The sequence below is a fragment of the Burkholderia sp. HMSC10F09 genome, assembly GCF_001806955.1.
GTDB lineage: Bacteria > Pseudomonadota > Gammaproteobacteria > Burkholderiales > Burkholderiaceae > Burkholderia > Burkholderia multivorans.
Window position 1 is genome coordinate 1 of the sequence record NZ_KV786848.1, and the last position, 6320, is coordinate 6320.

At 69.0% G+C, this 6320-nt stretch carries 5 protein-coding genes; 2 read left to right on the forward strand and 3 right to left on the reverse strand.

Going from position 1 to position 6320, the window contains the following annotated elements:
• Window positions 1-77: 77 nt before the first annotated feature.
• Both HMPREF3115_RS22510 and HMPREF3115_RS22515 read left to right on the forward strand, forming a co-directional pair.
• Window positions 78-1379, forward strand: coding sequence for an NAD(P)/FAD-dependent oxidoreductase (locus HMPREF3115_RS22510; protein ID WP_070556146.1), 1302 nt, complete (start codon window positions 78-80; stop codon window positions 1377-1379).
• Between the two features lie 25 nt (window positions 1380-1404).
• Window positions 1405-2706 (forward strand): NAD(P)/FAD-dependent oxidoreductase, encoded by a 1302-nt coding sequence (locus tag HMPREF3115_RS22515; RefSeq protein ID WP_059939380.1) that lies wholly within the window; start codon window positions 1405-1407, stop codon window positions 2704-2706.
• Between the two features lie 45 nt (window positions 2707-2751).
• Here the strand turns inward: HMPREF3115_RS22515 and gor are convergent, their stop codons facing one another.
• From gor to HMPREF3115_RS22530, 3 genes are all read right to left on the reverse strand, one after another.
• Window positions 2752-4107, reverse strand: a complete 1356-nt coding sequence (gene gor / locus HMPREF3115_RS22520) for a glutathione-disulfide reductase (protein WP_070556148.1) — start codon at window positions 4105-4107, stop codon at window positions 2752-2754.
• 237 nt (window positions 4108-4344) lie between these two features.
• Window positions 4345-4572 (reverse strand): hypothetical protein, encoded by a 228-nt coding sequence (locus HMPREF3115_RS22525; RefSeq protein WP_035488925.1) that lies wholly within the window; start codon window positions 4570-4572, stop codon window positions 4345-4347.
• A gap of 324 nt (window positions 4573-4896) precedes the next feature.
• Window positions 4897-6018, reverse strand: coding sequence for a porin (locus tag HMPREF3115_RS22530; protein ID WP_006408014.1), 1122 nt, complete (start codon window positions 6016-6018; stop codon window positions 4897-4899).
• Between the last annotated feature and the right edge of the window lie 302 nt (window positions 6019-6320).

Sequence of the window (6320 nt, forward strand, 5' to 3'; positions counted from 1 at the left end):
GCGCGCCCCGCGCCGTTTCGGCCGGCCGGCGCGCGGCGCCCCACGACCGCCGCCGGTCGCCATTCAGGAGTCCGTTCATGAAGCAGTCTTTTGCCCGCCGCGCCGATGCGCTCGCGCGCGACTCGTACTACGAAGCGTCGGTCGTACGCGCGGCCGACGATGCGCCGCTCGACGGCACGCTCGACGTCGACGTCTGCGTGATCGGCGCCGGTTTCGCCGGGCTCTCGACGGCGCTCGACTGCCGCGCGCGCGGGCTATCGGTCGCGGTGATCGACGCGCACCGTCCCGGCTGGGGCGCATCCGGCCGCAACGGCGGCCAGGCGATCGCGGGTTTCGCGAAGGACGACGAAATCGAGCGGCAGCTCGGCGCCGACGGTGCGCGCGCCGCGTGGTCGCTGTCGTTCGACGGCCTCGCGCTGATCGCCGAGCGGATCGCGCGCTACGGCATCGACTGCGACTTCACGCGCGGCTATCTGACGGTCGCGACGAAGCCGCGCGGCGTCGACGCCTTGCGCGCGTGGATGGACGCGGCGACGTCGCGCTGGGGCCATCCGTCGCTCGCGTGGCTCGATGCCGATGCGATCCGCACGCGCATCGCCTCGACGCGCTATCTCGCCGGCGTCCACGATCCGCTGTCCGGCCATCTGCATCCGCTGAAGTACTGCCTCGGTCTCGCCGATGCCGCGCGCCGCGAAGGCGTCGCCCTGCACGCGCATACGCCGGCGCTCGACGTCGTGCGCGGGGCACGGCCCGTCGTGCGTACGCCCGGCGGCGAAGTGCGCTGCCGCTTCGTCGTGTCGTGCTGCAACGCGGGGCCGGGCGGCATCCTGCCGGCCGCGACGGCCGCGCGCATCGCGCCGATCGCGTCGTACATCATCGCGACCGAACCGCTCGCGCAGGATCGCGCGGATGCACTGATCGCCCGGCGCGAAGCCGTGTGCGACAACAATTTCTTTCTCGACTACTTCCGGCTGTCGGCCGACAACCGGATGCTGTTCGGCGGCCGCGCGAATTCGGCCGGCGCGTCGCCCGACACGCTCGCCGATGCGATCCGGCAGCGCATGGTGCGCGTGTTCCCGCAGCTCGCCGACGTGCGCGTCGCGCATGCGTGGGGCGGCTTCGTCGACGTCACGCGCAACCGCGCGCCGGACTTCGGCGCGCTCGATCCGAACTTCTTCTACGTGCAAGGCTTCAGCGGGCACGGCGTCGCGCTGACCGGCATCGCGGGCCGCGCGATCGCCGACGCGATCGCCGGCGACACGCGCACCTTCGACCTGTTCGCGCGCGTGCGCCATCGCCGCTTTCCGGGCGGCGACGCCTGGCGGCAACCGGCGCTCGAACTCGGCATGCTCTATCACCGCGTGCGCGAGCTGTTCTGACTTCCTTCTTCTTCGTCTTTCGACCATGCAGACATTCGCGAACCAGCCGCACACCGCGTCGTACTACGCCGCGACCGCCAACGACGTCACGCGCCACGCGCCGCTCGACGGCGCCACGGACGCCGACGTCTGCGTGATCGGCGCCGGGCTGACGGGGCTGTCGGCGGCGCTGAATCTCGCGGAGCGCGGCCATTCGGTGACCGTGCTCGAGGCGTCGCGCGTCGGCTGGGCGGCGAGCGGCCGCAACGGCGGGCAGCTGATCGGCGGCTTCGCCTGCGACATCGACACGTTCGGCCGCTTCATGCCCGAAGAGGACGTGAAGCGGATCTGGGACATGGGCATCGAAACGCTGTCGCTCGTGAAGTCGCGCATCGCGCAGCACCGCATCGACTGCGCGTTCGTGCCGGGCTACCTGACCGCCGCGAATACCGCACGCGACGTCGATGCGCTGAAGCGCTGGCGCGACGAAGCGGCGACGCGCTTCGGCTACGACCGTTTCCGCTTCGTCGACGGTGCCGATCTGGGCGACTACGTGCAGTCGACACGCTATCGCGGCGGCCTTTACGACCCGGACAGCGGCCACCTGCATCCGCTCAATTACACGCTCGGGCTCGCGCGCGCGGCGACCGAGGCCGGCGTGCGCATTCACGAGGACAGCTGCGCGACGCGCGTGCGCGACATCGCGGGCGGGCACCTGGTCGAGACGGAACGCGGCCACGTGCGCGCGCGCTACGTCGTGCTCGCCTGCAATACCTACGTCGGCACGCTCGCGCCCGCACTATCGAGAAAGATCATGCCGGTCGGCACCTACGTGATCGCGACCGAACCGCTCGGCGACGCGCGCGCGGCCGCGCTGATGCCGGCACGCGCGGCGATCTGCGACAGCCGCTTCGTGCTCGACTATTTCCGGCCGGCGCCCGACACGCGCATCGTGTGGGGCGGCAAGGTCAGCTATTCGACGCTGCCGCCGCGCAATCTCGCGGACGCGATGCGCCGCGACATGCTGAAGACGTTCCCGCAGCTCGCCGACGTGAAGATCGACTACGCATGGGGTGGCTTCGTCGACATCACGATGAACCGCGCGCCGCACTTCGGCCGCATCGCGCCGACGCTGTATTTCGCGCAGGGCTTTTCGGGGCACGGCGTGAACACGACCGCGCTGGCGGGCAAGCTGATCGCGGAGGCGATCGACGGGCAGGCGAGCCGCTTCGACCTGTTCGGCCGGATCCGCCATCGCGACTTTCCGGGCGGCGCCGCGCTGCGCACGCCGGCGCTGGTGCTCGCGATGAGCTGGTACCGGCTGCTCGACGCGTTCGGCGTGCATTGAGCGCGCGGGGCGCGTGCGCACCCACGCACGTTCGCACCCACCCCGCTAGTCGGCCACCTTCTGCCGCATCGTCACGAACTCTTCGGCCGCCGTCGGATGAATGCCGATCGTTTCGTCGAACTGCGCCTTCGTCGCGCCCGCGCGGATCGCGATCGCGATGCCCTGGATAATCTCGCCCGCCTCGCGGCCGACCATGTGCGCGCCGACCACGCGCTGGCTGTCGCGCGCGACGACGAGCTTCATCAGCGTGCGCTCGTCGCGCCCCGACAGCGTATGGCGCAGCGCCTTGAACGACGTGCGGTAGATGTCGACCGCACCGTACTGCTCGCGCGCGCGCGCCTCGGTGAGGCCGACCGTCGCGACTTCCGGCTGACTGAACACGGCCGAGGGCACCCATTCGTGATCGGTCGCGACACGGCGGCCGCCGAACAGCGTCATCGCGAGCAGCGCGCCGTCGCGCGTCGCGACCGGCGTGAGCTGCGGCCGCGACGTCACGTCGCCGATCGCGTGGATCGAATCGACCGACGTCGCCGAATACGCGTCGACCGCGATCGCGCCGCGCGCATCGAGCACGACGCCCGCCGCCTCGAGGCCGAGCCCTTCGACGTTCGGCACGCGGCCCGTCGCGTACAGCACCGCATCGTACGGGCCATGCTTTGCTTCGCCGACACGCAGGCTCAGCGTGCCGTCGTCGGCGCGCTCGATCGCCTGGATCGTCGCGCCCGTATGAATTGCGATGCCCTGCTTCGCCATCTCGTCGGACAGGAACTGTCGCACGTCGTCGTCGAAGCCGCGCAGGATCGTTTCGCCGCGATAGAAGAGGTCGACGCGGCTGCCGAAGCCGTTGAAGATGCCCGCGAACTCCACCGCGATATACCCGCCGCCGACCACCGCGATGCGCGCAGGCAGCGCGTCGAGCGACAGCGCTTCGCGCGACGTGATCGCGTGCTCGATGCCCGGACGCGGCGGCAGCGACGGACGCGAGCCGGTCGCGATCGCGATGTGGCGCGCGCGAATCCGCCGCTCGCCGACGGCGACCGTATGCGCATCGACGATCGTCGCGCGCCCGGCGATCATGTCGACGCCCGATTGCCGCAGCAGGCTCACGTAGATGTCGCTGAGCCGGTTGATCTCGCGATCCTTCGCGGCGATCAGCGCATGCCAGTCGAGCGTGCCGGCGCCGAAGGTCCAGCCGAAGCCCTTCGCGTCCTCGATGTCGTGCGGGTAATGCGAGGCATAGACGAGCAGCTTCTTCGGGATGCAGCCGCGCAGCACGCACGTGCCGCCGATCTGTTCTTGCTCCGCAATGCCGACGCGCGCGCCGTACGACGCGGACATCCGCGCGAGCCTCACGCCGCCCGAGCCGGCGCCGATCACGAACAGGTCGTAGTCGAAGTCCATCGCATGCCCTCATCTCGATCAGGATGACGGCACGATAGCAAGATTCGGGAATTCGTGCGGAACGCCCCGCGGCGGGCGCGCATAAAAAACGGCGAGAGACGTCGCCTCTCGCCGGTCAATCCGACTGCCGGGTCGTCATGCGTCACCGATCGACCGCATGTCCGGCGCGCCGGTCGCGCGGCACCGGTCCGCCGCATTCGCGCACGCTGCGCGAACGGGCCGGACCGGCCGCCATGCTCATGCCTGCGACGTGTCGCTGCCGTCCGTCGCCTGCGTGTCGTCCGCTGCCTGTTCGGTCGCGTCTTCCTTCTTCTCGAGCAGCCCTTCGAGCGCTTCGGCGCCCTTGAAGCCCGCGACGGCCGCGGCCGCCTTCGTCAGCAGCCCCGCATCCGGGTCGAGCTTCTCGGCCGCTTCGACAGCCGCCACGGCACCGGCGATTTCACCTACGGTGTTCAGGATACCCATCGTCAACCCCTTTTCGAGCAATCGTGACGTGCATCGTCACACGAAAAAATCCGGCGCAATGTGTCTGTGATCGCCGGATACACAAGTTACGCACCGGCAAGTACCGGAGCCATGCAGGCAGCGTAGCGGAAAGCGCTCGCGCGCACTGTCAAAGTATGTTCGGCAATACCGACGAACGGCTTACGCCGCGGGCCTCGCGCAATGGAGCATTCGCCGAATAGTCGCGTACGCATATGAAGGTTGCGCGCGCAAAAAAAGAGGCTCCCGCGGGAGCCTCTTCGAGCTGCGCCGGACTGGCGTCCGGCGTCGGCGATCCGACGTTCGTCAGAAGATATTGCGCAGACCGATCGCAATGCCGGTCTGGTTGCTGCGGCCCGGCAGTTCGACGTTGGCCGCGCCGTTCGTCTTGTTGAAGTCGATCGTGCCGTAGATTTCGGTGCGCTTGCTCAGCGCATATTCGGCGATACCGACGATCGCATAGCGGTTGCCGCTCGCGAGCGTGCCGTTCGCGGTCATCGCGTTGCGCATGTGGTCGTAGTAGAACGCGCCCGTCAGCGTCAGCGGCGTGCTGACCTGCCAGCTCACGCCCGCAAACGGACCGTCGTCGATACGGCCGGTGCCCTTGGCGGTCGGAATCGTCTGCTGCGCGAGCAGGCTGTCGACGAAGCCCGTGTCGTCCTTCGAGCGCAGGTAGCCCGCGTAGATCTTCGCCTTGCTGAACGCGTAGACGACGTTCGCGTGGTAGATCGTCTGCTTGCGTGCCGAGTTGTCGCTGTTCTGCTGCGCGCCGGCCGCGATGCTGAGCGGACCCATCACGTACGACAGCGACACGCCCCACGCATTGCCCTTGCCGAGCGAGCCCGGAATCTGGCCCGAGAAGCCGCCGGCGCCGGTCGATTCGTAGTTCGTGCCCGTCGAGTACATCGCCTTCGCGGTCAGGCCCGCGAACTTGCCCGTGTACTTGATCTGGTTGTCCGCATACAGGCCGCCGCCGAGTGCGACCGGCAGCCACGCGTTTTCGAGGTAGTTGCCAACGGTCAGCGGATCGTAGGTGTCCGACAGCAGGTCGAACAGCGGCGTCTTCTGACGGCCCAGCGTGACCGTGCCGTACGGGCTCTGCAGGCCGACGTACGCAGCGCGGTTGAACAGGCGGCCGCTGTCGGCGAATGCGCCGTTCTGCAGGTTCACGCCGCTTTCGAGATTGAACAGCGCCTTCAGGCCGCCGCCGAGATCTTCCGTACCGTAGATGCCGAAGCGGCTGTTCGTGATCGCGCCGTTGGTCATCTGCAGCAGGCCGTCGTTGTTCGCGTTCGCGTTGGTGAGGTAGCGAACGCTGACGTCCGCGACGCCCCACAGCGTGACCGAGCTTTGTGCCGCCGCGTACTGGCTGGCGAAAGCCAGCGCCGCGCCCCCTGCAAGTGCTGCGAGTCTGGTGGTCTGCTTCATGAGCTTGCCCTTTTGTAGGTGTCTCCGTTCATTGCCGGCCGCGTGCGCAACCGGGTGGCGATCGCGCCACGCTCATGGCGCGCGCGATGTGGGCTGAATCATAAGACCAGGCCGACCGCTGAAAGAAATTGAATCCGCGGCGGCGGCCGGTTTTGTCGCCCTGGCACAACGCTTGGCGCGCCCGGCCTTGCCTGCCGCGCATCCCGCGCCATCGGTTTCGCGCGCGGCCGCGCCCGTGCGACTGTAAGCATCGGCCGCCGCGACGGGCGCAACCGGCGCGCTCAGGCCGCTCGCGCGTCGCC

What these genes read in the sequence shown, in the direction of transcription:
- HMPREF3115_RS22510 (WP_070556146.1), top strand. Translation starts at nt 78, where the DNA reads ATGAAGCAGTCTTTTGCCCGCCGCGCCGATGCGCTCGCGCGCGACTCG.
- HMPREF3115_RS22515 (WP_059939380.1), top strand. Translation starts at nt 1,405, where the DNA reads ATGCAGACATTCGCGAACCAGCCGCACACCGCGTCGTACTACGCCGCG.
- gor (WP_070556148.1), bottom strand. Translation starts at nt 4,107, where the DNA reads ATGGACTTCGACTACGACCTGTTCGTGATCGGCGCCGGCTCGGGCGGC.
- HMPREF3115_RS22525 (WP_035488925.1), bottom strand. Translation starts at nt 4,572, where the DNA reads ATGGGTATCCTGAACACCGTAGGTGAAATCGCCGGTGCCGTGGCGGCT.
- HMPREF3115_RS22530 (WP_006408014.1), bottom strand. Translation starts at nt 6,018, where the DNA reads ATGAAGCAGACCACCAGACTCGCAGCACTTGCAGGGGGCGCGGCGCTG.